Consider the following 26031-nt stretch of genomic DNA (forward strand, 5'->3'; position numbering starts at 1 on the left):
AGGATGGCAACGGATGCACTTAAGGATCTGGCTGATTACATCATGGAAAATCTGGACGATTCCATTGCGAGTTATGATTTTTTTAAAGGCGAGCTTTCGCTGAATGGCAATCGTGAAAATATTGTGCGCATTTTGAATTTTCTGCGGGATGACAAAGAGTGTACATTTCGCGTTTTGGTTGATATTTGCGGGGCGGATTATCCGGATAGGGCGTTGGGCGTTGGCCGTTTTGATGTTGTCTATAACTTACTGTCCTTGCGACATAATCAGCGGCTACGCGTAAAAATTACAACAGATGAAGAGACGCCTGTGCCGTCTGTGGTGGATATTTTCAGCTCTGCGGGATGGTATGAGCGTGAAGTGTGGGACATGTATGGTGTGATGTTTGCAGGCAATCCTGATCTGCGCCGTATATTGAGCGATTATGGTTTTGAGGGACATCCGCAGCGCAAGGATTTTCCGCTGACCGGTTATGTTGAAGTTCGCTATGACGATGAGCTTAAACGCGTTGTTTATGAGCCTGTGAAACTGTCTCAGGATTTCCGCCAGTTTGATGCATTATCGCCGTGGGAAGCAATGACCGATGTGCAGCTTTCCGGTGATAAGAAGGCGGCTATTCCTGCGCATGGCTGGAAGGCGTCAAAAGAGGGGCGTGGTGCGGGATGAGCGCAGAAAAACGAGATATAGATATTGTCGAAGAGACGCAGATCAAGCCCTATACAATGAATTTCGGGCCGCAGCATCCGGCTGCGCATGGGGTTTTGCGGCTTGTTCTGGAAATGGAAGGCGAGATTGTCGAGCGGGCGGATCCGCATATTGGTCTGCTTCATCGGGGCACGGAAAAGCTGATCGAGCATAAGACCTATACGCAGGCGATGCCGTATTTTGATCGTCTGGATTATGTGTGTCCCTTGAATCAGGAGCATGCGTTTGTTCTGGCGACGGAAAAGCTGCTGGGGATCAGCGTGCCCAAGCGGGGGCAATATATTCGAGTGCTGTTTGCCGAGCTGAGCCGTGTGATTAATCACATATTCAATATTACAACTTTTGCTCTGGATGTGGGAGCTGTGACCCCGGCGCTATGGGGGTTCGAAGAACGCGAGAAGGGCATGGAGTTTTGTGAGCGGGCCTGCGGGGCGCGGTTGCATGCGAATTATTTCCGCACCGGCGGTGTATCGCAGGATCTTCCGGCGGGGCTTCTGGACGATATGCTGGAGTGGGTTGAAGAATTGCCGAAATTCCTGACCGATCTGGAAACGTTGCTTACGGATAACCGCGTTTTCAAGCAGCGCACGGTGGATATTGGTATTGTTTCGAAGGACCAGGCGCTGAATTGGGGCTTTGTCGGGCCGATGCTGCGCGCTTCCGGTGTGGTGTGGGATTTGCGCAAGAACCAGCCTTATGATTCATATGAAGATTTTGATTTCGATATTCCAGTTGGGAAGACCGGGGATTGTTATGCGCGCTATCTGGTGCGGATGGCCGAGATTTATGAATCTCTGAAAATTATGAAACAGGCGATTGAAAAGATGCCGGACGGGCCGAGCCGCGTCAATGATTACAAGGTTGCGCCGCCGCCGCGCGGCGAGATGAAATCTTCGATGGAGGCGATGATCCATCACTTTAAGCTGTTTAGTGAGGGCTTTCATGTGCCGGCAGGGGAGACCTATACAGCCGTGGAAGCCCCCAAAGGCGAGTTCGGCGTGTATCTGGTGAGTGACGGGACGAACAGGCCTTATAGATGCCGCATTCGCGCCCCGGGCTTTGCGCATTTGCAGGCGCTTGATTTTATGAGCAAGGGGCATCAGCTGGCCGATACGGTGGCGATTATCGGCAGCCTCGATATTGTGTTTGGGGAGATTGATCGTTAGATGAAAAAACCGTTTGAATTGCATGCTGATTATCAGCCGGATAGCTTTGAATTTAATAAAGCGTATCAGAAGCGTGTTGATGAGGCGATCTCGCTGTATCCCAAGGGCAGGCAGCAATCGGCGGTGATGCCTTTGCTGGATCTGGCGCAGCGTCAGGTGGGTGAAGAGGGCGCGAAGGCGAAGCCGCCCTATGGTGGGTGGATTCCGCGCGCGGCGATGGATAAGATTGCAGAAATCCTCGATATGGCGCCGATCAAGGTTTACGAGGTGGCGACGTTTTATTCCATGTATAACACTGCGCCAGTGGGGAAGTATCTGGTGCAGATTTGCGGGACGACGCCGTGCTGGCTGTGCGGGAGTGATAATATTATCAAGACCTGTACGAAGCATTTGAGTATCGGTATGGGCGAGACCACGAAGGACGGCAAATTTACCTTGATGGAGGTTGAATGCCTTGGCGCGTGTGTGAATGCGCCGATGGTGCAGATCAATGATGATTATTACGAGGATCTGACCGAGGGGAGCATGAAGGAAATTCTTGATATGCTGGCCGAGGATATGAAGCCGAAAATTGGTTCACAAAAGGCACGTAAAGCCTCGATGGCGCTATCCGGACCGACGACTCTTAAAGAGCGGGCAAAAAAGGCGGGAGTGGCTTAAATGCTTAACGACGAAGACCGAATATTTACGAATATTTATGGCTGGGAGAGTTTTTCTCTTAAGCAGGCGCAGGCACGTGGAGATTGGGACAATACTAAGGCAATTTTGGCCAAGGGGCGGGACTGGATTATTGATGAGATGAAGGCCTCCGGCTTGCGCGGGCGTGGTGGAGCAGGTTTTCCTACAGGGATGAAATGGTCTTTTATGCCTAAAGAATCGGATGGGCGGCCGCATTATCTGGTGGTGAATGCCGATGAGTCTGAGCCCGGAACTTGTAAAGATCGCGATATTTTACGCCATGAACCTCATAAATTGCTTGAAGGGTGTTTAGTTGCCGGTTTCGCGATGGGGGCGCATGCAGCGTACATCTATATTCGCGGGGAATTTCAGAATGAGGGTTCTGAAGTGATTAAGGCGATTAAAGAAGCCTATGCTGCTGGATTGTTGGGGAAGAATGCCGCCGGGTCCGGTTGGGATTTTGATGTTGTTTTGCATCGCGGGGCCGGGGCTTATATTTGCGGCGAGGAAACCGCGTTGATTGAATCGATTGAAGGCAAGAAAGGCCAGCCGCGTAATAAGCCGCCGTTTCCGGCGATGGCGGGGCTGTATTCCTGTCCGACAACGGTGAATAATGTGGAAACGATTGCGGTGGCGCCGACGATCTTACGCCGTGGAGGTTCGTGGTTCTCCGGGCTGGGCCGGAATGAGAAGAATGCCGGGACGAAGCTGTTTTGTATTTCGGGGCATGTGAACCAGCCATGCAATGTCGAAGAGGTTATGGGCATTCCGCTCAAAGAGCTGATTGAGAAGCATTGTGGCGGTGTGCGCGGCGGATGGGATAATCTGCTGGCTGTGATACCGGGCGGGTCTTCGACGCCGATGTTGCCGAAAGAGATGTGTGAAAACTTGCATATGGATTTTGATTCCTTGCGTGAACTCGGTACTGGCCTTGGCACGGCGGGCGTTATTGTGATGGATAAGTCTACGGATGTGATCAAGGCAATTTGCCGATTGTCGCAGTTTTATATGCATGAGAGTTGCGGTCAATGTACGCCGTGTCGTGAAGGGACGGGCTGGGTCTGGCGCGTGATGAAGCGGATGGTGGCAGGCAATGCCAGCGTTGAAGAGATTGATATGCTGTTTGAGGTGACCAAGGAAATTGAAGGGCACACGATTTGTGCGCTGGGCGATGCGGCGGCCTGGCCGGTGCAGGGGTTGATCAAGCATTTTCGTTCCGAGATGGAGCACAGAATTATGGAGTACCGTAAGGCGGCGGCTTAGGCTTTTGGCTTATTGTTGTGCATAGTCTGGTACGGGCGGTGTCATATCTTTTTCTGCGATTTCAAATACAAAACTGTTATTGCTGTTATTATTATAGTCAGCGGTCAGTCCTTGTTCTTCTGCGGGTATGTCTGAAAGCGCTAAGGCTGTGATCAGAACGGCTCCAGCGGCCAGAGCGCCAAACAGAGCCGTTATTCCACTTTGTTTATCTAATGGCGATCTTATTTCCATTTTTTTGTTCCCAATATTATGCTCGATAAAGTTGTTTGGAGTGGTTTTTACGTTATGTAATGTGTTTTGTCAATAAAAATGTATAATGTGCTATAAAATACACGGCTATTTGTTGACATAATTATGCCTGTTGTCTATGGTTGCCAAGATTATGATCCTTGGGAAACGGAAACGTTATGGATATTGATATTTCAAAGCTAAGAGAGCGTTATGAGCAGGCCTGTGCTATTCGCGCCAATATGAAGACGTTGGTCGATGACCTTGCGGCTTATCCAGGGATGGGCTGTCAAAAGCATTCGGCTTTAGAAGCATTTAGTGAAGGGCTTTTGGGAAAGAGTGTTGATGATATTTCTATTGATACTCCGCAGGAGCTTCAAGACTTGTTGCCGGATATTTCTCAAGAAATTTGGGCGCGTCAGGCGGAGACAGTTTTGGATGATTATGCGGGGATTTTATATGCGAGACATTATAACCATATTTTGTTCCGAAAAGCGATGGGAGAAATTGTTAAAGATGCGCTTTTAAAATCCGGACTATCTGCAGAGTTTATGGATACTCAAAAGGCATTTGATCAAAACCACTCCGAAGAAATTTCGCGTTTTCGGGAGGGGTTAGATATTCTTGAACGTGAGGCGGTACATAATCCTATGCTTTTTGAAAAAATCAGGGCAGGAAGAGCGGAGATAGCCGGTGACGTTCTTGCGTGTGATTATACGGAGGATAAGGATGGTCTTAAAACGCTGATTACAGCTCTTGGGGCACGTTCAAAGATTTCTCTTGCGGAGATAGAGCTTTACGAGGCTTCGGCGCAAATTTCTTTTTTATATATATTTGAGAGAAAGTGTGGTTTTGGTTTATATAATGGTCGTGAATCCAGGAGGAAATGGAACCGCGATCTCATGGGTATGTTAAAACGTGTTGACGAGGTTTTGGAAAAGGCTGGGGAAGAATTTGGCAGATTGAGCGTTGATTGTAATTCGGAGATTGTTCGGGATGATGATTCTTTTGAATTTGGCTAAAGGTTTTTAAAATTGAGGAAGTTTTTGACTTCTGGAAAATATATTTATATGTTCTTTCTTAAGTTATGTGAAAAGAGGGTGAAATATGATAGAAAGCCGCGTTGAGGCGTTATCGGAGCGGAAACGGACTTGGCGGGCTCTTGCTAACAACAATGTAGTGAGGGGTCGGAGGTTTACGGCCGGGGCGGTTTTAAGCGTTATTGTGGCTGGGGGGGACTGCATATTCGGCTGTTGATGATTTTCGAAAGGCTGTGGTTTCCAACGATCATCAGGCCAGAAGCGCTTTAGTGAGCGGTGTCGTTAAGGGTATAGGCGGCGTTGGTTTTCTTGGGCTTTCAGGGTTTTTTGGATTTTGGGCAAAGCGTCATTATGGGCGCGCGCGAAAGTATAAGAAACTTCTCTCTAGTGCTACTGAACTTACTCCTCGGCAGGATTGATTTGATTAAACGTTAAGCGCTTTTTTTCTGCGCTATTTCGAAGTAGCGCGCGGCGTTGGTGAACAAAGCCATGCCGTCGGCGGTTTCGTTTACTGCTTGGCCTTTGCGGCGGGCGGCATCCTTGATTTGCATATAATCATCGCGCTGGCTGGTGAACATGCCGCGTTCGGGGTGGGGCATGATGGTTAAAATGCGCCCGGTTTCATCGGTGATGGCGGCGATATCGCTGAGCGAGCCGTTGGGGTTGTAGGGGAATTCGCCATTGGCGGGCGTGCCGCCCGGTTTGATATATTGCGCGGCGATCTGGCTGTTATTCTGGAGGGTTTTGAGGGTGCCTTCATCCATCATAAAGCGGCCTTCGCCGTGGGCGACGGGGAGGTGCATGTGCTCTATACCGCTGAGCCATGGGGAGCTTGAGGTGATTTTCAGGTCGATCCAGCGGCATTGATAGCGCGCAGTTTCATTGTATGTTACGGCAATCTTGCGCTCGCCATAGGGGGTGCCCGTGGGCGGGTTGAGGCCGAGATTGGTGAGAATCTGACAGCCGTTGCATATGCCGATGGCCAGTGTGTCGCGCGCGATGAATTTTTGCAAAGGTTCCCACAATGCGAGTTTGAGTTTTTGCGCATAGGCGTTGCCGGCGCCGGTGTCATCGCCGTAGGAAAACCCGCCGGGGATAGCAAGAATTTCTGCCGTTTCCAGCTCCTTTGGGTTTTCGATCAGATCGTTAATGTGGCGGATTTGGCCTGAGAGGCCTGCATGTTCAAAACCGTGCAGGGTTTCTTCTTCACAGTTAAGGCCGTATCCGGCGAGTACGAGAACTTTAGCGCTCATTAGCAATTCCTTAGGGGCGCTTTATACGCCTCATCCAGTTTATCAATATCAACTTGTAATATATTCTTTATATTGAGTTTATTGCCGTAGGCAATATGACCTACAAACGTGCAATGCTCATAACCTTTAAAATTTTTCTCGAACTTGTCCTTGTCTTGCGGGGCGACGGTGACGAGGATGCGGCCGGTGCTTTCGGAGTACAGAAGTTTGTCGCTGCGCAGTTCGCTGTCGATAGTCGACAGGTCAATATCCATGCCCATTTGCCCGGCGATGGCTTTTTTGGCCAAAGCTACGCCAAGGCCGCCATAGTTCAGCGCGTAGGCGGAGGCGATCAGGCGGTCGCGGGCGGCGCGGCCATAGAGTTTATAGAGGCGTAAGTTCTGGTGGCTGTTGGTTTCTGGGACGTTGTTGCCGAGATGGCCGAGATGGTCGTAATATTCGGATGCTCCGCACTCATCCTTGGTTTCGCCGAGCAGGTAGACCAGATCGCCAACGGCTTTGGGAGCGAGATCGATGGAACGCTCAATATCGGGAATCACACCGATGGAAGAAACCAGCAAGGTTGGCGGGGCCGAGATTTTGACTGGTTTACCGTTTTTATCAAAGCCTTTGAAGTCGTTGAACATTGAGTCTTTGCCGGAAATGAACGGGGTTTCGTATTTTACGGCCATCTCATAAATTGTTTCAACGGCGCGTTTGAGCTGCCCCAAGCGTTCGGGTTCATCTGAGCTGCACCAGCAGAAATTGTCGAGCAGGGCGAGTTGGTTCAGATCCACACCGGCGGCAACCGCGTTACGTACGGCGAGATCGAGGCCTGCGGCGGCCATGGCGGCAGTGTCGACGTCGCTGTAGCGCGGGAAGAGGCCTTGGGAGAGGACAATGCCTTTGTTGCTGGTTAAAACAGGCCGAGTGATTGAGGTTTCAGCGTAAACGCGTCCTGGGCCTTGTAACGGTCCCATAACGGCGGAGCCCTGCACGTTATGGTCATATTGGGTTGAGATGAATTCTTTTGAACAGATATTCAAACGGCCCAGCATATTCAGCAATGCGCTTTCATGGGCGCTGGGTTCATTAATATCCGGTTCATCATTACCGCCGCGGGTGAAATTGGTTGCAAGCGGGGTTTCAGGATTGCCGTCATGGAGGAAGTCCATATCCATATCCATGATGGTTTCGCCTTGATAGGTGATTTTTGCGCGGCCATCATCGGTGTAGATGCCAACAACGGTTGCTTCAACGCCCCGCTTAGCAAAGAGTTCAATGATTTTATCAACATTTTCGGGCGGTACGGCCATGGTCATGCGTTCTTGTGATTCGCTGATCCAGATTTCCCATGGGGCCATACCAGGGTATTTTAGCGGTACTTTATCCAGTTCAACATGGAAGCCGCCGGAGCCTTCAGCCATTTCACCGATGGAAGAAGACATGCCGCCTGCGCCGTTATCGGTAATCGCGCTGTAGAGCCCCATATCACGGATTTCTTTGATAATAGCGTCGGACATTTTTTTCTGCGTGATGGGGTCGCCGATTTGGACGGCGGTGGCAGGGGAGCCTTCATCGAGTGCCACGGAAGAAAATGTTGCGCCGTGGATGCCGTCGCGGCCAACTCTGCCGCCTGCGACAACGATTTTATCGCCGGGGTTTGCGCATTTTTCGTGGCCAGGTTTCCCGTTGATTTCGCGCGGGATGAGGCCGATTGTTCCCACGAAAACCAAAGGCTTTCCGACGAAGCGATCATCAAAGGTCACAAAGCCTTGCGGGGTGGGGATGCCGGACTGGTTGCCGCCTGCTTCTACACCGTCAATCACGCCTTTCATGATAGTTTCAGGGGATAGCACGGGGATTGTGCATTTTTGATCACGGTAATATTCCGACGAAGTGCGCGGGTCGGCGAGGCAAAATCCGTAACGATTGATGATAGGTTTGGCCCCTTGGCCGAAGCCGATGCAGTCGCGGTTGACGCCGACGATTCCGGTGATTGCGCCGCCGAACGGGTCGAGGGCGGAAGGGGAGTTGTGCGTTTCAACCTTGTCGGTGATGAGGTATTCATCATCGAAAATAATGCCGCCGGCGTTATCGGAAAAGACCGAAACGCAAATGTCATTATCGCCTTTAGCGGCGCGGATTTCTTTGGTGGCGCGCTTGATAAAGCCTTTGTAAAGACCGTCGGCAATATCGTCGATAGGGGAGGCAAAAATCGTGTGTTTGCAGTGCTCGGACCATGTTTGCGCAATGGTTTCGAGTTCGATGTCTGTGATGGTTTTGCCGTTATAGTGCTTTTGTATGGCTTTCATATAAACCAGAGGGAGACCGAGGGGGCCTCGATTTTGGATTCCCTTTTGGCTGATCTCCATGAGTTGTTCGTCATCCAAATCATTGAGGTCAATTGCGTCGGCTGCTGCGCTGCTTGTTGAATCAAGCGTGACGCGAGGGATGACGGCGTCCATTCCGCCATCGGCTTTGAATTTTTCAGCGCTTTTGATGGAAGCACGTTGAATCAGATTGTTGGAAAGGCTTTGCGAAAGTTCTTCGATATCGCTTTGCTTAAGGTCGCCTTTGATGAGATATAGGCGGGAAGAGAAGCACTCATTGTCGTTTTCGGCTCCGGCCAGTTTTAGCAATTCTGCGGCGGTGTGGCCGACATTGTCGGTAACGCCGGGCAGATATCCGATTTCCAGGGCCCAGTCGAAATCATCGGGGAGGGAGCCGATTTTCTGAGTCACAGGGTTGGCAAGGCTGGATTGAAAGCTGTCATTGGCGGCGGCCGGGTGTTCGCTGGTGTAAACATCGACCACGCGCACTTGCGCGGTTTTGCCTTGGTGCTTTAAGATTTTTTCCAGTGTTTTTGCGCGCCCGTCTTCCGGTGAGGCTAGAACTTCAATGCGAGTGGTCATATACTTTTAAACTAACTGTTGATCTTGGCTTTCGCGCAGATTAAACAGGAATAGGTTAGAGAATTCAATACACTTCACAACAGAAACTCAAATTTATGGCCACAGTTAAGCTCACAATCAATGACATGGAAATCGAAGTCGAACGCGGAACAAGTATTTTGCAGGCGGCGGAAGCGCTCGGCATTGAGGTGCCGCGCTTTTGTTATCATGACAAGCTGAGTGTGCCGGCAAATTGCCGGATGTGTCTGGTGGAGGTTGAAGGCGGGCCGCCAAAACCGGTGGCATCATGTGCGATGGCTGCGGGTGAAGGCATGGTTGTGCATACCGATTCCGAGATGGTTAAGAAGGCGCGCAAGGGCGTGATGGAGATGCTTCTCATCAATCATCCGCTCGATTGTCCGATTTGTGATCAGGGGGGCGAATGTGATTTACAGGATCAAGCTGTAGGCTATGGATTTGACCGGAGTCGTTTTGCGGAAAATAAACGTGCGGTGAAGGACAAGGAGCTAGGGCCGCTGATTAGCACTACGATGACGCGCTGCATTAATTGTACGCGCTGTGTGCGTTTTGCCGAAGAAATCGCCGGTACGCCTGTGTTGGGGCAGCTTAATCGCGGGGAAGATGCCGAGATTGGTACATTTATTGGTGAATTGGTGCAGACAGAGCTTTCGGGCAATTTGATTGATGTGTGCCCGGTAGGGGCGCTGACTTCCAAGCCGTATGCATTTAAGGCGCGGCCATGGGAGTTGAAAAAGGTTGAGACGATTGATGTGCATGATGCGGTGGGATCGAATATCCGCGTTGATGTGCGTGGGCGAGAAGTGATGCGAATTCTACCGCGCTTGCATGAAGATGTGAATGAGGAGTGGATTTCTGACCGGACGCGCTTTGCGTATGACGGCCTTAATAACGGGCGTCTGGATAGGCCATATATTCGTGATGAAGACAGTGGAAAGTTGGTTGAGGCGAGTTGGGAAGCGGCGTTTGCGTTGATTGCCAAAAAACTTTCAAGTTTGAAGGGTGAGCAGATTGCCGGGCTGGTCGGTGATTTGGCCGAAGTCGAATCGATTGTCGCGTTGAAAGATTTACTCGAAAAACTGGGCAGTCCGAATATGGATTGCCGTACTGACGGGGCGCAGTTTGATCCATCGAACCGGGCGGGATATTTGTTTAATTCTACCATTGCCGGCATTGATGAATCTGATGCGATTTTGCTGATCGGGAGCAATCCGCGTCATGAAGCGACGGTTATTAATGCGCGTATTCGTAAGGCACAGTTTGAACGCCGGGTGAAGATCGGGTTGATCGGAGAGCGGGCGGCGTTGACCTATGATTATGAGCATTTTGGGGATGGGCCTGAGGCACTCGAAAAGTTTGTGAAGGCTAAAAGCGGTTTTGCAAAGGTCTTCAAAGACGCCAAGAAGCCGATGATTGTCGTTGGCAGCGCCGTGTTTGCACGGCCTGACGGCGAGGCGATTCACCATGCGCTTTACATGGCTGCCGAAAAACTTGGCGTTGCGAAAGAGGGTTGGAACGGCTTTAACATTTTGCACCGCGCAGCGAGCCGGGTTGGGGCGCTTGATGTGGGATTCGTTCCGCAGGTTGGCGGTAAGGATTTTGCTGGAATTGTTAAGGGGACGAAGGATGGCTCTATCAAAGCTCTGTATATGCTGGGCGCGGATGAGTTCGATGCGCGTGCGTCTATCGGCTGGAAGACTTTTGTGATTTATCAAGGGCATCACGGGGATCATGGGGCGCTTCGTGCAGATGTGGTTTTGCCGGGGGCTGCTTATACCGAAAAAGACGGGATTTATCTAAATACCGAAGGGCGGGTGCAATATGCGCGCCGCGCTTCGTTCCCGCCGGGTGATGCCAAAGAAGACTGGAAGATTTTGCGGGCGCTTTCGGAAGCTTTAGGCCAGACATTGCCGTATAATACGCAGGCTGAGTTGCGGGATCGTGTTTTGGATGAATTTAAGCATATGTCAGTTGTCGATTCTATTGCACCGGCGCCGTGGGGTGAATTTGGCACGAAGGGCCCGGCCGATAAAGCTTCTTTTGTGAATCCTGTACGTAATTATTATATGGCGAATGTGATTTGCCGGGCTTCGGCGACGATGCGAGACTGTGTAGAATCGTTTACTCATGCTGATGATGAAATGTTGGAGGCGGCGGAGTGATGACAATGTTTGCGAGTATGTCATTGCGAGGACGATGCAGCAATCTAGTTTATGGATTGCTTCGCTGCGCTCGCAATGACGAAAGAGGATAGGATATGAGCAAAACGACACTTGAATATGTACAGATTTTCCATGAAACGTACGGGCTTCCGGTGAAGGCTGCGCCGGATATTTCGGATGAAAAGACCAATGCGCTGCGGGTGAATTTGCTGGCCGAAGAGCTTGAGGAATTGCAGGAGGCGCTGGCGGAAGGAAATATTGTCGAGGTACTTGACGCGCTCACCGATATTCAATATGTGCTGGACGGGGCGTATTTGTCTTTTGGTTTGCATGGTGTGAAAACGGCGGCATTTGAAGAGGTGCAGCGCTCGAATATGAGCAAGCTTGGTGCAGATGGCAAGCCGATTGTGCGCGAAGAGGATGGCAAGATTCTCAAGGGACCGAATTATTTCAAGCCCGACATTGCGCAGTTTATTGAAGGGAAAGATAAAGCGGCTTAAGTGATTGCCGGTTTATCGTTGATTGTATTTGATGCGATGAGTGTCGTTTCGTAGCGTTGTTCATTGAAACTTGCGACTCTGGTTCCGAAGGCCTCTGAAGTGTTCTTTGAGATTTTTTCGCTCGCGCTTTCAATAAGTTTGTTTTGTACGTCAGGGTCATAAAGATTAACACCTGGTACTAGGGCCTTTTGCGGATCGACAATGTAGCCTACACCGTTTCTTTCGATGATCACTTCAAAATGTAAATGGGCAATGTTTGTGCCGGATTTGCCGATTTGCGCGAAATTTTCGCCGGTGTTAACAGATTGACCGATCGAAAGGTGGTTTGTGTCCCGGACATGGCCATATTGCGTGTATACGTTGTGGCCGTGGTACAAGGATATCAGTTTACCATAGCCGCTGGAGGCTCCTGCATAGGCGACGACGCCGTTTGCGGGGGCGTGAATTGGCTCACCGATATTCGCATTACCTCTTTTTTCGGTATTTATATCCAAGCCTTGATGTGATTTGCCAAACCTTTCTTTGAGAGTGCTTGTTACCCTCATATTGTTTATTGGCGTTCGCAATGTCAAAGGACTGGTGCTTGTATCCAGTGTATTGCTTCCGACCGGTTTTCGGGTTTGAATCTCTTTATTCTGCCCATGCCCATGCCCATGCCCATGATCGTGATTGTGATGTGCGGCGCTGTTGTTAAAGCGATCAGAGGTTTGTTTTTTTGCCTCTATTCCTATTTCACTTAATTTTGTTGGAGCGGCGTGTTTTTGCAGGGCTTTGCTGAGAGCGCTGTTTGGATCTGGTTTTATCATCTGTTGCGCGAGGTGATCGGCAAGGCGGTTGGCGGTTTGTGCGTTCATTTCGCCGAGAACTTTGATTTTTTTTGTCGGATCGTCTGTGCTGGCATTCAGCGCTATTTGTAGTTTCAGAATATCCTTTTCATTTAAATTATTGTCGTTAAGAGCGTCATTAATGTGGTTTATGGCCTGTATTGGATCGGCCTTCATTAACAGGCCAAAATCGGTGATTCCTCCTGGATAACCGTCATTATAATAGCGATGGCCTTTGGACACGTACAGACCTTCGTTGGACAGCTCTTGTTGTAAGTTTTTGACTGTTTGTGATTTGCCTTTACCCAAGCTGGAGCTGTTGATGCTGATAGCGCCATTGGCGCTTTGCACGGTTACGTGTGCCAAAATATCATCAAGAATGGATCGTTTTTCGGTCTTATCCGCCATTTTGGTGCCTCTATTTTCCCTTATGTATATTTTACAGGGGCTTAGTGCATTGTAATTATAATATGTTAATGAAAAGTTAAAATTGTGGCATTCTCGAGATTTGACGTGGGTATAGCCGGGATTTTAGCGTTTACTTTTTCTTTTAAAGGTTGCACATTGGGCGAGGATGTTAACGCTTAAATTTTTATAATTCCTGATGTTCGTACTTTTTGAAAATCTTTATGTTTTGTGGACGGCTTTAACGCTGCTTTACACGGTTTTGATCGTGGCCGGTGTGCTTATGGCTGTGGCGTATTATACTTATGCCGAGCGTAAAATTATGGGCGCGATGCAGCGCAGACAGGGGCCGATGACGGTCGGGCCGTTTGGGTTGTTGCAGCCGATTGCCGATGGAATTAAGCTGTTTTCCAAGGAAACGATTATTCCAAGCGGGGCGAACCGTCCGGTGTTTTTGCTCGCGCCGATGATGCTGTTTGCCTTGTCGTTGATTGCATGGGCGGTGATTCCCTTTGATAAGGGATGGGTGCTGGCCAATATCAATGTTGGGATTTTGTATCTTTTTGCCGTGTCGTCGATGACGGTGTACGGCGTGATTATGGCCGGATGGGCGTCGAATTCGCGCTATGCTTTTCTGGGCGGTCTTCGCAGCGCTTCGCAGATGGTGTCTTATGAAGTTTCAATGGGGCTGATTATCGTGTGTGTGCTTTTGTGTACGGGCAGTCTCAATTTGCAGGAAATTGTTGAAGCACCTCGTCCGTTGTGGATGCAGGTTTTGCTGTTTCCGATGTTGATTGTGTTTCTGGTTTCTATATTGGCGGAAACAAACCGTGCGCCGTTTGATTTGCCGGAGGGCGAGTCGGAGATTACCGGCGGGTTTATGGTTGAATATTCGGCCATGACTTATGCGCTGTTTTTCTTGGGTGAATATTCGGCGATGATTTTGATGAGCGCGATGACAACAACGTTATTTCTTGGTGGTTGGCTGTCACCATTTGGAATGAGTTTTTTGGCGTTCGTGCCGGGAATCATCTGGTTTGCGATGAAAACCGCGTTGGTGATGTTTTTCTTTATCTGGGCACGGGCGACGTTGCCGCGTTTCCGTTATGACCAGTTGATGCGGCTGGGGTGGAAAGTGTTTTTGCCGCTTACGCTTGTGTGGGTGGTGTTCACCGCCGGGGTTCTCATTACGTTTGATGCGCTGCCGGGGTAAAGGAATTGATATGGACGGATTTGCACGCTCATTTTTGCTGACGGAAATTGTGAAGGGGTTTTTGCTGACCCTGAAATATATGTTTTTTGTTCCGCGGGTAACGATTAACTATCCGTATGAAAAGGGACCAATTTCCCCGCGATTTCGCGGTGAGCATGCGTTGCGCCGCTATCCGAATGGTGAAGAGCGCTGCATTGCGTGTAAGCTGTGCGAAGCGATTTGTCCGGCTTTGGCCATAACTATTGAAACCGAGCCGCGCGCGGACGGATCGCGACGGACGACGAAATACGATATCGACATGACCAAATGTATTTTTTGCGGTTTGTGTCAGGAAGCCTGCCCGGTTGATGCGATTGTTGAGGGGCCGAATTTTGAATATTCAACTGAAACGCGTGAAGAGTTGTTTTATAACAAAGACAAACTGCTTGCCAATGGCGATCGCTGGGAAGCGCAAATTGCGGCAAATATTGCCGCAGATGCGCCTTATAGATAGTCTGTTGACATAATTTTATATTACTTTATATTTCTTTTCATGGCTTTAAAGAGAGTTGTGTTTGATGATCGGCGGCTTGCGACTATGTTTGGTGATCAGTCACAGGCAGGGGGTGTTTATTCAAGTGCTTTACTTGTTGGTGGGCTTTGTTGTGAAGATGATTGCCTTCAAGACAGTGATACTGTCGCTCTTGTTCAGTCGGTGAAATGGATTAATCAAAATCTAGATGTTTGTATTGCAGCCAACCCAAAAGTGGATGTTTGCAATCTCGATTATGGTTCAAACTTTTTTGAACTTGGTTCAGAGGATAACTATGACTTTGTCGTTTTTTGTAATCTTTATTTTAGTGGTCTCGGTAATCCTGAACATAGTTTTTTTTCTTTATCGCGCCAAAGTGAATTGGCGTTTGATCGCGAAAATTGGAAAAAATCTATCGAACACATTTCTCCTAAAGCTATTTTAAACTGCCATGTCGTTGGTGAGCCGGAAGGTCAGGCTATTAATGATGTATTGGCTTCGATTATTCCATATGTTTCGGACAGCGAACTTTATAGAGGCACTACTATAACTAAACAAAAAATAAGTGGTTTTGCATTTGATGCGCTGAGAATTCCAGAAGTTTAAGGTGGTTTTTAAAACGGATAGGACCAGTTCAGGCTGATGACTTCGGTGCCGGGGTTGTGATCTCCGAGGCCTGCGTTTGACATGTGGCTTAAGGACAGGCCGATGCGATGCTGGCTTTCCAGTTCGTAATCAATTTCAAGTTGGCTGCGGAACTGGACGGGATAGTCGAGGTCTTTGTCGCTGCCGCCGTCGGTGTAAAACCCGACGCCCAGGCTGGGGGTGAAGTACCAGTTTTCTTTAAAATTCCGATCATAGAGCAGGCCGATGCCGGCCCAGATTGAGCCTTGTGAGGTGAGTTCTAATCCTGCCCAGGGTTTCAAATTATCGATAAATACGGTGCTGTTTGGGCGGAATTCTGCGCGCAGGTCGAAGCCGTCTTGCTCATCAAACACATCATAGTAACCAATGGCGAAATTGAGCCAGTACGCGGGGGCTGTATCTGTGGCTGCTGCGGGGGTGATTGCGCTTAGTAATCCTGCGCTCAAAAAGGCGGAGAGAGCTTTTCTTCTCATGGGTGATTTCTGTTTTAGGGCGGGCGTGTAAAAGGATTTAAAAGCAGTGCTTTATCATTTTTATAATGCCCGATTAAGGATAAAAATCAATCTTGAAAAAATGTCTAAAATGTAGAGGATTTTTTGGGTTAGGGGCCTTGCGCGCCGCGGCGTAACAGACTAGAACGAAAGGGCAGAAACAAAAGATTGTTCTTATGATCATTTCCGGCATTGCCTTCTATATTTTTGCTGTGATTTTGACGCTGAGCGCCTTGATGGTGATTACGGCGCGCAACCCTGTGCATTCCGTACTGTTTCTCATTCTTGCGTTTTTTAATTCTGCCGGATTGTTCATATTATTAGGGGCTGAATTTGTCGGGATGATCATGGTGATTGTCTATGTGGGCGCGGTGGCGGTGTTGTTCTTGTTTGTTGTGATGATGCTTGATATTTCCTTTGCTAATTTGCGTAAAGGGGCGATGCAATATGTGCCGATGGGATTATTGATTGGCGCAGTTCTATTGAGTGAGTTGGTGTTGATTTATGGTGCCTGGGGTTTTGTTCCAGGGGTTGAGCAAAATTTAGCCGCGCCTTCTTTGCGTTTTGAAGGCGCGACGAATACTGAAAGTTTGGGGCAGATTTTATATACGGATTATATTTTGGCGTTTCAGCTTGCCGGTTTAATTTTATTTGTGGCCATGATCGGTGCGATTGTTCTGACGCTGCGCGCTCGTCCTGGTTTGCGCAAGCAGGTGGTGGCGGCCCAGCATCGGCGCAAGCGTAAGGATGTGCTGGAAATTCACAAGGTTACGCCGGGAACGGGGGGCTAATGGGGAGCGGCATGTTTGAAATTGCTTTGGGACATTATCTGACTTTGGCGGCGTTGCTTTTTACGATCGGTGTGTTTGGCATGTTTTTGAACCGAAAAAACGTGATTGTGATTTTGATGTCGATCGAATTGATGCTGCTTGCGGTGAATATTAATTTTGTGGCGTTTTCCGCCTATCTGAATGATTTGACGGGGCAGGTCTTTACGATGTTTATCTTAACGGTGGCGGCGGCTGAAGCGGCGATCGGGCTGGCAATTTTGGTGGCGTTCTTCCGCAATAAAGGTTCTATCGCGGTCGAAGATATTTCGAGTATGAAGGGGTAGGGCGCGTGTAATGGAACTTTTAGCTGTCTTTTTGCCTTTGCTTGCGTTTGTGATTTCTTTTCTGTTTGGAAAGCAGCTCGGGGATAAAGGCGCTCAGTTTATAACATGTAGTGCTTTGATCGTGGCGGCTTTTGCCTCGATTAGCCTGTTTTTTGATGTGGCTATCGGTGAAAATAGCTATACGACTGAGCTTTCAAGTTGGATTATTTCAGGTGATTTAAATGTTTCATGGGCGCTGCGGATTGATTCGCTGTCTGTGGTGATGATGTGCGTGATTAATATCGTATCGGCGTGCGTTCATGTGTATTCGGTCGGGTATATGAGCCATGATCCCTGCAAGGGTCGGTTCATGGCGTATCTGTCGCTGTTTACCTTTGCGATGTTGATGTTGGTGACGGCGGATAATTTGCTGCAACTGTTCTTTGGCTGGGAGGGGGTCGGGTTGGCTTCCTACCTGTTAATCGGGTTTTGGAATCATAAGAACAGTGCGAATGCCGCAGCGGTGAAGGCTTTTGTTGTGAACCGGGTTGGTGATTTTGGGCTGGCGCTGGCGATGATGGCGATTTTCGTCGTGTTTGGTACGTTGCAGTTTGATGATATTTTTGAGGCAGTTCCGGAAATGGCCGGGACGTATTTCAGCTTTATTGGTCAGGAATATCACGCGTTGACGCTGATTGGTTTGTTGTTGTTTGTCGGGGCGATCGGAAAGTCGGCGCAATTGGGGTTGCATACGTGGCTTCCTGATGCGATGGAGGGGCCGACGCCGGTTTCGGCGCTTATTCACGCGGCGACGATGGTGACTGCTGGTGTGTTCCTGGTGGCGCGGATGTCACCCTTGTATGAATATGCTCCAGAAGCGCTGATGGTGGTGACATTGGTTGGCGGGGCGACGGCGTTTGTCGCGGCGACGATCGGTCTGACGCAGTTTGATATCAAGCGGGTCATTGCGTATTCAACGATGAGCCAGCTCGGCTATATGTTCTTTGCGCTAGGCGTGTCGGCCTATGGCGCGGCTATGTTTCATTTGATGACGCATGCGTTCTTTAAGGCTTTGTTGTTCCTGGGGGCCGGTTCGGTCATTCACGCGATGAGTGATGAGCAGGATATGCGCAAGATGGGCGGGATTTGGAAGAAAATCCCTATGACCTATGGTTTGATGTGGGTTGGGTCGCTTGCGCTGGCCGGGATACCGCCTTTTGCCGGATTTTATTCCAAGGACATCGTGCTGGAGGCCGCATGGGCGGATCACACATGGTTTGGGAATATCGCCTTCTGGCTGGGGATCGCAGCAGCCTTTATGACGGCGTTTTATACGTGGCGCTTGTTAATCATGACGTTCCACGGCAAGCCGCGGGCGAGTGAAAAAGTGATGAGTCATATTCATGAAAGCCCGGCGGTGATGCTGGGGCCGCTCGTTGTTTTGGCAACAGGCGCATTGTTTTCCGGGATGGTCTTCTATGAACCGTTTGTCGGTAGCGGTAAGGCTGAGCATGTTGCTGAGATTGAACTCGATGCGCATCACACCCTTGATGTTGAAATTGAGCATGACATTGAAGCACCTGTTCTTGAAGAAGAAGGCGTGGATAGCGGCATGGGAAGAGAAAAATTCTGGGGACAGGCTATCCGTGTGCAGCACCAAAATGATACGCTGGAATCTGCCCACCATGTGCCTGAATGGGTCAAGTTCCTGCCGTTGGTTATGGGGCTTTTAGGGATCGGTTTAGCCTATCTGGCGTATATGCTGCTCCCGGGAATTCCTGAAAAAATCAAAACTATTTTTGCTGTGCCTTATGCGCTTTTCTTCAATAAGTGGTTCTTTGATGAGCTGTACAACGCTATTTTTATAAAAACCTCTTTTATGCTTGGACGGCTCTTCTGGCGCGTTGGGGATCAAAATACGATTGACCGGTTGGGCCCGGACGGCAGTGCGAAGAGCGTTCAAAAGCTGGCTGGTGTGATTAGCCGTTTCCAGAGCGGATATGTCTTTCAGTATGCATTTGTGATGATGGTTGCGCTCATCGCAATTGTTTCGTGGTTTGTATTTAAAAGCGGGCAAGGGTTTTAGACTATGGTAGATTTTCCGCTTCTTTCATTAATGACGTTTTTGCCGGTTGCCGGCGTGTTGATCATTTTGATGATTCGCGGGGATGAAGGGACTGTGAAGCAAAATGCCCGGCATATGGCACTTTATACATCTTTGTTTACGCTGGCTTTTGCGCTGTTTATGTATACGCGCTTTGATGGATCAAGCGCTGAATTTCAGTTTGTTGAACAGGGGGGCTGGTTGAAGCCTTTGGGGATTAACTATCATGTCGGAGTTGATGGTATTTCAGTGTTTTTTGTCTTGCTTTCGGCGTTTTTGACACCGGTGTGTATCTTGTCGGCGTGGGACGCAGTTAAGGTACGTGTTAAGGAATTTATGGTTGCGTTTCTGTTGCTGGAAAGCTTTATGATCGGAACATTTATTGCGCTGGATGCGGTGTTGTTTTACGTCTTTTTCGAAGGTGTGTTGATTCCGATGTTCTTGATTATCGGGGTATGGGGAGGTCCTCGCCGTGTGTATTCGGCCTATAAGTTCTTCCTTTATACGCTTCTGGGTTCGGTGTTGATGTTGATAGGCTTGCTGGCACTCTATGCACAGACGGGCAGCACCGATATTCCGACATTGATGGATAACCCAGTAGCGACGCATTTGCAGTATTGGCTGTGGCTGGCATTTTTTGCGAGTTTTGCGGTGAAAATGCCGATGTGGCCAGTGCATACGTGGCTTCCCGATGCGCACGTCGAAGCGCCGACGGCCGGCTCGGTTATTTTGGCCGGGGTGCTTTTGAAAATGGGCGGTTATGGATTTTTACGATTTTCTTTGCCGATGCTGCCTGAGGCGAGTGCGTATTTTGCCGACTTTGTTTTTGCTTTGAGTGTTATTGCGATTATTTACACCTCGCTAATTGCGTTGGTGCAGGAAGATATGAAGAAGTTGATTGCTTATTCCTCGGTGGCGCATATGGGATTTGTGACGATCGGGATTTTTAGTGTGACGACACAAGGGATTGAAGGCGGGATTTTTCAGATGCTTTCGCATGGTTTGATTTCCGGAGCACTCTTTTTATGTGTGGGCGTTGTTTATGACCGGATGCATACGCGTGAAATTGAACGCTATGGCGGCATTGTCAAAAATATGCCGAAATATGCGACTGTGTTTATGATTTTAATGCTGGGCAGCGTTGGTTTGCCGGGAACAAGCGGGTTTGTTGGTGAATTTCTCGTATTGCTTGGTGCGTTCCAGGTGAGCACTTTGGTTGCGGCTTTGGCGGCTACGGGTGTTATTATTGGCGCAGCTTATATGCTGATCTTGTATCGTCGGGTTGTGTTTGGACCGCGTGTGAATGATGATGCGCTCTCGATGCCTGATCTTAACTGGCGCGAGCTTGGTTTGCTGGTGCCGATTGTTCTTCTGGTGCTTTGGCTGGGTGTGTTTCCGGGCGTTGTGACAGAAAAAATCGGTCCGTCGGTGGATAAGCTGATTACAGAATATAATGCAAAGTTGAACGCTGCAGCGGTTGTTGAAACGCCTGAAACAGGCATGTTGCAGGAGGTGGGAGAATGATTGATTTTAACCTGATCCCTGTATTGCCAGAAATTTTTCTGTCCTTGATTGGAATGGGGTTGTTGATCGTTGGTGCGAGCCAGGGCAACGTTTCTACGCGTGTGATTTGCTGGTCAGCTGTCTGCGGGTTGGCGCTTAGTGCTTTGATACTGCTTTCGGTGGGTTGGGAAACGCGTAGCGTACTTGGCGGTATGTTTGTGATGGACAAGTTTGCCGGGTTTATGAAACTGATGATTATTATCGGTCTGATTGCTTCATTGGCTTTGTCTGTGCGTTATTTGTTGCAAGAAGGGATGGAGCGGTTCGAGTTTCCCATTTTGGTTTTGTTTGCCGGGATCGGGATGATGATCATGGTCTCAAGCAATAATTTCCTAGCGCTGTATATGGGGCTGGAGCTGCAGTCTTTAAGCTTGTATGTGCTTGCGGCATTTCATCGTAATTCGATGCGTTCGTCGGAGGCGGGGATTAAATATTTCCTTCTTGGTGCCTTGTCTTCTGGGATGCTTTTGTTTGGTGTTTCTTTGATTTATGGTTTTACGGGTTCCGTAAATTTTGGTGTGGTGGGCGCAACATTGAGCGATTTGGACGGTGTTCCGATTGGCGTAACGTTTGGACTGGTGTTTGTTTTGGCGGGGCTTGCATTTAAGGTTTCTGCTGTGCCGTTTCATATGTGGACCCCCGATGTTTATGAAGGTGCACCGACGGCGGTGACGGCGCTGTTTGCGATTGTGCCGAAAATTGCGGCGATGGGCTTGTTGATGCGCTTGTTATTTGAGCCGTTTATGGCGCTTTCTGAGCAGTGGGTGCAGATTATCTACTTCCTGGCATTGATGTCGATGTTTTTGGGCGCTTTTGCCGGAATTGCACAAGATAATATCAAACGGTTGCTCGCTTATAGTTCGATTGGGAATATGGGGTATGCGTTGATTGGCGTTGTCGCGGGCAGTGCGGCCGGGGCGGGCGCTGTGGTGTTGTATTTGTTTATTTATATGATCATGAGTGCCGGAGTGTTTGCGATTGTGATGTGTATGCGTCGGCGCGGCATGGCGGTGTATAAAATCAGCGATTTGGCAGGGTTGTCGCGGCATGCGCCAGGGTTGGCCTACGGCATGGCGATTTTGATGTTTTCGATGAGTGGCATTCCGCCTGCGGCCGGGTTCTTTGGCAAGCTGGCGGTATTTAACGCCGCAGTGGCTGAAGGATATTACATTCTGGCGACGCTTGGGGTGCTTACATCTGTTGTTGCTGCCTATTATTATTTGCGTGTGATTAAGGTGATGTTTTTCGATGAACCCGCTGATGTATTTGACGGGCCGATTCCGTTTGCGCGCCGGGTGGTTTTATTTGTCTGTATTTTGTTTGTGCTTGGGTTTGTAATTAAACCGAGCGTTTTTATTGCCAGTTCTTTCAATGCGGCGTCCGTGTTATTTGCGGGGTAGGGGCCTTGCATTGGGATATTCAGGTTTTTACAAAGCTCAATTCAACGCAGGATGAATGCAAGCGTTTGGCTGTCGATGGTGTACCTGAAGGCGCAGTTGTGCAGGCGATTCAGCAGGTATTGGGGCGTGGACGGCATGGGCGTATATGGCTTTCGGAAGAAGGTAATCTTGCGATGTCTTTTATTTTGCGTCCCCGATGCGAGATCGTAAAAATCGGGCAGATTTCCATTATGATTGGTGTGGCGTTGGCGCAGACAATTGGTAAAAAGGCTCAATTAAAATGGCCAAATGACGTGTTGGTTGATGGCCGAAAATGCGCCGGGATTTTGATTGATAGCGATTTGTCCGGGGGAGCGTTAAACTGGCTGGTTATCGGTATTGGTGTGAATGTGGCCAGTGCTCCTGAGATTGGTGCAGTGCTCAATGTAGATGGTGATAAGTTTCGTGATGCGTTGCTCGCCAATATTGCTCAGCTTTATATGCGTTGGCAGCGTGATGGTTTTGCAGATATTCGCCTGGAATGGCTGGCGCGTACTTACGAAAAAGGTATGGCGCTCAATGTCGGAGCCTTTGAGAGTCTTGATGAATTGGGAAATTTAATTGTACGTGATAGGCAAAACCAGTTACAAACCATCTCAGCGGGCGATGTGTTTTTAAAGGATCGAGACTATGCTGCTGGCGATTGATGTTGGAAATACCAATATTGTGTTTGCTGTTTTTGACGGCGGTATCATCCGTGGTGCCTGGCGGTTGCATACTTATGCGCGGCGGTGCGCTGATGAGTATGCGGTGTTCTTGCATCAGATTTTGGTGATGGATGGCCTTAGTTTTATCAACATTCATGATGTTGTTATCAGTTCAGTTGTGCCGGAAACACATTTTCATTTGGGGTGCTTTTGTGAAAAGCATTTGCACCTCGTGCCGGTCTTTATAACCAAGGATCATGTACCGATTACGATTGATATGGAACGGCCAGAGGATGTTGGCGCTGACCGGCTTGTGAATGCTTTGGCGGTGAATATGCATTATGGTGAGCGCATTGGAACGGGTGGAGTGATTGTGATTGATTTTGGTACGGCCACGACGTTTGACGTGATTAATGCGTCTGGCGCGTATGCAGGCGGAGCGATTGCGCCGGGGATTGATCTTTCGGTGAATGCGCTGCATAGCGCGGCCTCGAAGTTGCCTAAAATCGGTGTCCGTAAGCCTGCGCAGGCGATTGGAAAATCAACATCTGAGGCTATGCGCTCCGGAGTGTATTGGGGGTATGTTGGTTTGATTGAGCGGATTACCGGGCAGATTAGTGCAGAGCTGGGTGGTGAAAAGCCGTTTGTTTTGGCAACGGGCGGGCTTGCGGCGTTGTTTGAGGATGCAGGAGTAATTGATTTGATTGACCAGGATCTGACGCTTAAGGGTCTGCTGGCGATTTATCAGGAGATGCACGGATGAGCGTGGCGCGGGATCTTATGAGTCAGGATGGATTGTTTTTTATTCCGTTGGGAGGCAGCGAGCAGTTCGGCGTTAATCTGAATGTGTATGTGTCAGACGGGCAGATGTTGGCGGTGGATTGTGGTATTGGTTTTGCTGATGATCGATTTCCCGGGATTGATTTGCTGTTGCCTGATCCCACGTTTTTGGAAGAGCGGCGGGAAGCGCTTAAGGGGCTGATTATTACGCATGCACATGAGGATCATGTTGGCGCGGTGGCGTATGTTTGGGATCGGTTGCAATGTCCAATTTATGCCAGCCCGTTTACGGCGGCTGTTCTGCGCAAGAAGCTGGAAGAACAGAATGTGCGTCGGGTGAAGATTGAAATTATTACGCCAGGGGTGCAGGTGCAAATTGGTGCATTCGGGGTTCATTTTGTACCGGTGTCGCATTCTGTGCCCGATACATGTTCGCTGATTATTGATACGGATCATGGTAAGCTGGTGCATAGTGGAGATTGGAATCTTGATCCGGCACCGGTGACGGGTGCGGCGACGGATGCGGCGATTTTTAAGCGGGCCGGCGAAGAGGGTGTCTTGGCCTATATCGGTGATTCAACCAATGCAGAAGTGGATGGGCGCAGCGGTTCGGAAAGTGTTGTGGCTAAAGGACTTGAGGCCGAGTTTCGCAAGTGCGATGGCAAGATTGCTGTCACGACTTTTTCCTCCAATATCGGCCGGGTGATTAGTATTTTAAAGGCAGCTAAGGCTTGTGGGCGGCAAGTCGGGGTTATTGGCCGCTCGTTACACCGAATGATCGGGTGTGCGGCGGATTGTGGACTTTTGGACAAAAATTTGCCGGATTTTGTTTCGGAAGAAGATTTAGGCTATCTGCCGGATGATAAGGTTGTGGTGATTGTAACCGGTTCACAAGGTGAATATCGCGCGGCTTTGGCAAAAGTTGCACGCGGAGTCTTTAAGGGGTTTAAGCTGAATAAAGGGGATAGTGTGATTTTTTCGGCGCGCGCTATTCCGGGTAATGAAGTTTCGATTAATCAGGTGAAAAATAATTTAAGCGCCGCAGGCGTTAATATTATTACGCCGCGCGACACGAAAAACATTATTCATGTGTCGGGGCATCCGTGCCGCGATGAAATTGCCGATATGTTGCGATGGGTGCGTCCGCAGGTCGTCGTGCCGGTGCATGGGGAGCGGGTGCAGCTTGATGCACAGGCGGCGTTTGCACGAGATTGTCAAGTTCCCAAGGCGCTGGTGCCTTCAAATGGTTCGGTGATCCGTTTGGCGCCGGGCAATCCTGAGATTGTTGATCATATTGAAACAGACATTCTGGCTGTGGATCAAAAACGGATCGTCAAGGCGACGCACCAGTCCATCGCGGCGCGGCGGAAGCTGCAATATACCGGGGCAGTGCATATTTCGTTGGCTGTGGATGCGCGCGGCAAATTTCTGGGTGATCCGAAGTTTGAGATGCTTGGGCTTCTGGATCTTGATAATCCCGGCGAAGAGCAGATTGAAGACAAGCTTTATGATGAAATCCTGGATTTGCTTGAAGAGCTGACTTTTGAAGAGCGGCTGGACGATCATTTTATTGCCGAAGAGCTGCGCATCGGAATTCGACGGTTTTGTGACCATACTTTAGGGATTAAACCGAAAACCACTGTGCATGTATTGAGGGTTTAAAGCGATGGGACTCGTTACGGGCATTATCGTGTTTTTGTTGATCTGGTGGGTCAGCTTGTTTGCGGTGTTGCCATTCGGGCATGCGCGTGAGGTAGACGGGACGCCGGTTAAGGCGAATTTAAAGCGCAAATTTATTTGGACAACGCTCGTGGCTATGGTGGTTTGGGGAATTGTTTTTGTTTTGATTGAAGCAGAAATTGTAAGTTTTCGTGAAATAGCGAATGAGATGGCTTTAGAGGATAAGCTACGATGAGATGGTTTACAGGTTTGTTGGTGTTTTTTGTGCCGGTGGCTGCTTTGGCTCAGGATGCTTCGCTTGCAGTGATATGCAAGGCCTTGCCAAATTATAAAACTCCGGCGGGGGTTGAGTATGTGCAGGGCGTAGAAGGCGTTGTTCCGGCTGATCTTAATCCGCTGAAAGCGCCAATGTTGGATGTGGTGAAAATTCCGATTGATGTCATGCTGGCTGAGCGGTTTCAATCTGTGAAAATTCCGAGTGATCTGGAGCTTCAGCCTAATGTTGCGATGATTTCTATCTATCGTGATGGGCGCGTGGAGTATAACGGGCAGGATGTTTCGGGCCAGGCGTATAGTTTGTGCGGAAAATCTGTGGGGATTGTTGAAAAATCCAGGAATGGACAGGCAGGCGATGATGCCTTAAAGTCTCAGCCCGAAGTTATTGAACTGAAAGAGAGCGTCGAGGGCGAGGTTCTCGAAGGTCAGTATCCGTAAAGTCATAGAGGTCTT

General features: G+C 49.3%; 25 protein-coding genes. 20 read left to right on the plus strand and 5 right to left on the minus strand.

Annotation, left to right across the window (positions count from 1 at the left end; all coding sequences use genetic code 11):
- Nucleotides 1–3: 3 nt before the first annotated feature.
- The 4 genes from H6859_02600 to nuoF are packed head-to-tail and all read left to right on the plus strand — an operon-like array spanning nt 4 to nt 3812.
- Entirely contained in the window at nt 4–666 is a 663-nt protein-coding gene (locus H6859_02600; GenBank protein USO06102.1) for an NADH-quinone oxidoreductase subunit C, read from the plus strand.
- Complete coding sequence (locus tag H6859_02605) at nt 663–1871, plus strand: NADH-quinone oxidoreductase subunit D (GenBank protein ID USO06103.1); 1209 nt, start codon at nt 663–665, stop codon at nt 1869–1871. The genes H6859_02600 and H6859_02605 overlap by 4 nt, the downstream gene beginning before the upstream one ends.
- Entirely contained in the window at nt 1872–2531 is a 660-nt protein-coding gene (gene nuoE, locus H6859_02610; protein ID USO06104.1) for an NADH-quinone oxidoreductase subunit NuoE, read from the plus strand.
- Nucleotides 2532–3812, plus strand: coding sequence for an NADH-quinone oxidoreductase subunit NuoF (nuoF, locus tag H6859_02615; protein ID USO06105.1), 1281 nt, complete (start codon nt 2532–2534; stop codon nt 3810–3812).
- Between the two features lie 9 nt (nt 3813–3821).
- Here nuoF and H6859_02620 read toward each other — a convergent pair whose 3' ends face one another.
- Nucleotides 3822–4043: a hypothetical protein gene (locus H6859_02620; protein ID USO06106.1), complete on the minus strand. Its 222-nt coding sequence runs from the start codon at nt 4041–4043 to the stop codon at nt 3822–3824.
- A gap of 176 nt (nt 4044–4219) precedes the next feature.
- Here H6859_02620 and H6859_02625 point away from each other — a divergent pair, with 176 nt between their 5' ends.
- Complete coding sequence (locus tag H6859_02625; protein ID USO06107.1) at nt 4220–5062, plus strand: hypothetical protein; 843 nt, start codon at nt 4220–4222, stop codon at nt 5060–5062.
- 449 nt (nt 5063–5511) lie between these two features.
- Here H6859_02625 and H6859_02630 read toward each other — a convergent pair whose 3' ends face one another.
- Nucleotides 5512–6333, minus strand: a complete 822-nt coding sequence (locus tag H6859_02630; GenBank protein ID USO06108.1) for a phosphoribosylformylglycinamidine synthase subunit PurQ — start codon at nt 6331–6333, stop codon at nt 5512–5514.
- Complete coding sequence (locus H6859_02635; GenBank protein USO06109.1) at nt 6333–9227, minus strand: phosphoribosylformylglycinamidine synthase; 2895 nt, start codon at nt 9225–9227, stop codon at nt 6333–6335. The genes H6859_02630 and H6859_02635 overlap by 1 nt, the downstream gene beginning before the upstream one ends.
- A gap of 95 nt (nt 9228–9322) precedes the next feature.
- Here H6859_02635 and H6859_02640 point away from each other — a divergent pair, with 95 nt between their 5' ends.
- Nucleotides 9323–11407, plus strand: coding sequence for an NADH-quinone oxidoreductase subunit G (locus H6859_02640; protein ID USO06110.1), 2085 nt, complete (start codon nt 9323–9325; stop codon nt 11405–11407).
- A 95-nt stretch (nt 11408–11502) separates the two neighbouring features.
- Nucleotides 11503–11907: a phosphoribosyl-ATP diphosphatase gene (locus tag H6859_02645; protein USO06111.1), complete on the plus strand. Its 405-nt coding sequence runs from the start codon at nt 11503–11505 to the stop codon at nt 11905–11907.
- Here the strand turns inward: H6859_02645 and H6859_02650 are convergent.
- Nucleotides 11904–13139: a M23 family metallopeptidase gene (locus H6859_02650; protein ID USO06112.1), complete on the minus strand. Its 1236-nt coding sequence runs from the start codon at nt 13137–13139 to the stop codon at nt 11904–11906. The two genes, H6859_02645 and H6859_02650, sit on opposite strands and share 4 nt — an antisense overlap.
- A gap of 196 nt (nt 13140–13335) precedes the next feature.
- Here H6859_02650 and nuoH point away from each other — a divergent pair, with 196 nt between their 5' ends.
- Genes nuoH through H6859_02665 form a run of 3 tightly spaced genes read left to right on the plus strand, consistent with a single transcriptional unit; the run spans nt 13336 to nt 15466 of the window.
- On the plus strand, nt 13336–14349 hold the full coding sequence (gene nuoH / locus H6859_02655; protein ID USO06113.1) for an NADH-quinone oxidoreductase subunit NuoH: 1014 nt from the start codon (nt 13336–13338) through the stop codon (nt 14347–14349).
- Between the two features lie 10 nt (nt 14350–14359).
- Nucleotides 14360–14842 (plus strand): NADH-quinone oxidoreductase subunit NuoI, encoded by a 483-nt coding sequence (nuoI, locus tag H6859_02660; protein USO06114.1) that lies wholly within the window; start codon nt 14360–14362, stop codon nt 14840–14842.
- A 57-nt stretch (nt 14843–14899) separates the two neighbouring features.
- Nucleotides 14900–15466 (plus strand): hypothetical protein, encoded by a 567-nt coding sequence (locus H6859_02665; protein ID USO06115.1) that lies wholly within the window; start codon nt 14900–14902, stop codon nt 15464–15466.
- Between the two features lie 8 nt (nt 15467–15474).
- On the opposite strand, the gene H6859_02670 is transcribed toward H6859_02665, so the two are convergent.
- Nucleotides 15475–15978 carry an acyloxyacyl hydrolase gene (locus H6859_02670; GenBank protein USO06116.1) on the minus strand — a complete coding sequence of 168 codons (504 nt, stop codon included), beginning with the start codon at nt 15976–15978 and terminating at the stop codon, nt 15475–15477.
- A gap of 194 nt (nt 15979–16172) precedes the next feature.
- Between H6859_02670 and H6859_02675 the strand changes: the two genes are divergently transcribed.
- Genes H6859_02675 through H6859_02720 form a run of 10 tightly spaced genes read left to right on the plus strand, consistent with a single transcriptional unit; the run spans nt 16173 to nt 26016 of the window.
- Nucleotides 16173–16787, plus strand: coding sequence for an NADH-quinone oxidoreductase subunit J (locus H6859_02675; GenBank protein ID USO06117.1), 615 nt, complete (start codon nt 16173–16175; stop codon nt 16785–16787).
- An 11-nt stretch (nt 16788–16798) separates the two neighbouring features.
- Entirely contained in the window at nt 16799–17110 is a 312-nt protein-coding gene (gene nuoK / locus H6859_02680; GenBank protein USO06118.1) for an NADH-quinone oxidoreductase subunit NuoK, read from the plus strand.
- 10 nt (nt 17111–17120) lie between these two features.
- Nucleotides 17121–19175 carry an NADH-quinone oxidoreductase subunit L gene (gene nuoL / locus H6859_02685; protein ID USO06119.1) on the plus strand — a complete coding sequence of 685 codons (2055 nt, stop codon included), beginning with the start codon at nt 17121–17123 and terminating at the stop codon, nt 19173–19175.
- 3 nt (nt 19176–19178) lie between these two features.
- Nucleotides 19179–20717: an NADH-quinone oxidoreductase subunit M gene (locus H6859_02690; protein USO06120.1), complete on the plus strand. Its 1539-nt coding sequence runs from the start codon at nt 19179–19181 to the stop codon at nt 20715–20717.
- On the plus strand, nt 20714–22156 hold the full coding sequence (gene nuoN, locus H6859_02695; protein USO06121.1) for an NADH-quinone oxidoreductase subunit NuoN: 1443 nt from the start codon (nt 20714–20716) through the stop codon (nt 22154–22156). The genes H6859_02690 and nuoN overlap by 4 nt, the downstream gene beginning before the upstream one ends.
- A 5-nt stretch (nt 22157–22161) precedes the next feature.
- Nucleotides 22162–22842, plus strand: coding sequence for a biotin--[acetyl-CoA-carboxylase] ligase (locus H6859_02700; protein ID USO06122.1), 681 nt, complete (start codon nt 22162–22164; stop codon nt 22840–22842).
- Nucleotides 22826–23605, plus strand: a complete 780-nt coding sequence (locus H6859_02705) for a type III pantothenate kinase (protein USO06123.1) — start codon at nt 22826–22828, stop codon at nt 23603–23605. The genes H6859_02700 and H6859_02705 overlap by 17 nt, the downstream gene beginning before the upstream one ends.
- Nucleotides 23602–25284, plus strand: a complete 1683-nt coding sequence (locus H6859_02710) for a ribonuclease J (GenBank protein ID USO06124.1) — start codon at nt 23602–23604, stop codon at nt 25282–25284. The genes H6859_02705 and H6859_02710 overlap by 4 nt, the downstream gene beginning before the upstream one ends.
- 4 nt (nt 25285–25288) lie before the next feature.
- A complete protein-coding gene (locus H6859_02715; protein ID USO06125.1) occupies nt 25289–25537 on the plus strand; it encodes a DUF1467 family protein in 249 nt (82 codons plus the stop codon).
- A complete protein-coding gene (locus H6859_02720; protein USO06126.1) occupies nt 25534–26016 on the plus strand; it encodes a hypothetical protein in 483 nt (160 codons plus the stop codon). Before H6859_02715 ends, H6859_02720 begins: the two co-directional genes overlap by 4 nt.
- Nucleotides 26017–26031 lie beyond the last annotated feature (15 nt).

The organism is Rhodospirillales bacterium (genome assembly GCA_023898785.1).
GTDB lineage: Bacteria > Pseudomonadota > Alphaproteobacteria > Micavibrionales > Micavibrionaceae > TMED27.

Excerpts from the sequence above, each read along its gene's own strand:
- H6859_02600 (USO06102.1), top strand. The coding sequence starts at position 4 with ATGGCAACGGATGCACTTAAGGATCTGGCTGATTACATCATGGAAAAT.
- H6859_02605 (USO06103.1), top strand. The coding sequence starts at position 663 with ATGAGCGCAGAAAAACGAGATATAGATATTGTCGAAGAGACGCAGATC.
- nuoE (USO06104.1), top strand. The coding sequence starts at position 1,872 with ATGAAAAAACCGTTTGAATTGCATGCTGATTATCAGCCGGATAGCTTT.
- nuoF (USO06105.1), top strand. The coding sequence starts at position 2,532 with ATGCTTAACGACGAAGACCGAATATTTACGAATATTTATGGCTGGGAG.
- H6859_02620 (USO06106.1), bottom strand. The coding sequence starts at position 4,043 with ATGGAAATAAGATCGCCATTAGATAAACAAAGTGGAATAACGGCTCTG.
- H6859_02625 (USO06107.1), top strand. The coding sequence starts at position 4,220 with ATGGATATTGATATTTCAAAGCTAAGAGAGCGTTATGAGCAGGCCTGT.
- H6859_02630 (USO06108.1), bottom strand. The coding sequence starts at position 6,333 with ATGAGCGCTAAAGTTCTCGTACTCGCCGGATACGGCCTTAACTGTGAA.
- H6859_02635 (USO06109.1), bottom strand. The coding sequence starts at position 9,227 with ATGACCACTCGCATTGAAGTTCTAGCCTCACCGGAAGACGGGCGCGCA.
- H6859_02640 (USO06110.1), top strand. The coding sequence starts at position 9,323 with ATGGCCACAGTTAAGCTCACAATCAATGACATGGAAATCGAAGTCGAA.
- H6859_02645 (USO06111.1), top strand. The coding sequence starts at position 11,503 with ATGAGCAAAACGACACTTGAATATGTACAGATTTTCCATGAAACGTAC.
- H6859_02650 (USO06112.1), bottom strand. The coding sequence starts at position 13,139 with ATGGCGGATAAGACCGAAAAACGATCCATTCTTGATGATATTTTGGCA.
- nuoH (USO06113.1), top strand. The coding sequence starts at position 13,336 with ATGTTCGTACTTTTTGAAAATCTTTATGTTTTGTGGACGGCTTTAACG.
- nuoI (USO06114.1), top strand. The coding sequence starts at position 14,360 with ATGGACGGATTTGCACGCTCATTTTTGCTGACGGAAATTGTGAAGGGG.
- H6859_02670 (USO06116.1), bottom strand. The coding sequence starts at position 15,978 with ATGAGAAGAAAAGCTCTCTCCGCCTTTTTGAGCGCAGGATTACTAAGC.
- H6859_02675 (USO06117.1), top strand. The coding sequence starts at position 16,173 with ATGATCATTTCCGGCATTGCCTTCTATATTTTTGCTGTGATTTTGACG.
- nuoK (USO06118.1), top strand. The coding sequence starts at position 16,799 with ATGTTTGAAATTGCTTTGGGACATTATCTGACTTTGGCGGCGTTGCTT.
- nuoL (USO06119.1), top strand. The coding sequence starts at position 17,121 with ATGGAACTTTTAGCTGTCTTTTTGCCTTTGCTTGCGTTTGTGATTTCT.
- H6859_02690 (USO06120.1), top strand. The coding sequence starts at position 19,179 with ATGGTAGATTTTCCGCTTCTTTCATTAATGACGTTTTTGCCGGTTGCC.
- nuoN (USO06121.1), top strand. The coding sequence starts at position 20,714 with ATGATTGATTTTAACCTGATCCCTGTATTGCCAGAAATTTTTCTGTCC.
- H6859_02705 (USO06123.1), top strand. The coding sequence starts at position 22,826 with ATGCTGCTGGCGATTGATGTTGGAAATACCAATATTGTGTTTGCTGTT.
- H6859_02710 (USO06124.1), top strand. The coding sequence starts at position 23,602 with ATGAGCGTGGCGCGGGATCTTATGAGTCAGGATGGATTGTTTTTTATT.
- H6859_02715 (USO06125.1), top strand. The coding sequence starts at position 25,289 with ATGGGACTCGTTACGGGCATTATCGTGTTTTTGTTGATCTGGTGGGTC.
- H6859_02720 (USO06126.1), top strand. The coding sequence starts at position 25,534 with ATGAGATGGTTTACAGGTTTGTTGGTGTTTTTTGTGCCGGTGGCTGCT.